Source organism: Acinetobacter sp. ABJ_C4_1 (genome assembly GCF_044538495.1).
GTDB lineage: Bacteria > Pseudomonadota > Gammaproteobacteria > Pseudomonadales > Moraxellaceae > Acinetobacter > Acinetobacter nosocomialis_A.
The window spans coordinates 1-277 of sequence record NZ_JBIUCQ010000039.1; the positions used below are offsets into that span (position 1 = coordinate 1).

Consider the following 277-nt stretch of genomic DNA (forward strand, 5'->3'; position numbering starts at 1 on the left):
CAGGTGGGCTGACAGCATCTGGCTCGAACTCGAATGTGAAGACAGTCATTAGTGGTAATACCGTTGATATTCAACTTGCCGATGCGCCTGTGTTTGCAGGGAAGCTGACAGCGAACGGACTGGATGCAAATGGTGAGAAAGTTACCAATGTCGGTACGGGCACAGCAGCAACCGATGCAGTAAACAAAGGCCAGCTTGATGCGTTAAGTACGTCAAGCAACAACAAAACCGATGCCTTGGGCAACAGCACAGCCAACAATCTGGGTGGTGGTGCAAG

The 277-nt window shown here is 50.9% G+C and carries 1 pseudogene; it reads left to right on the forward strand.

The annotated features are described in order from the left end of the window. Positions 1-277: pseudogene (locus ACIF8R_RS18385) on the forward strand (hypothetical protein); the annotation flags it as partial.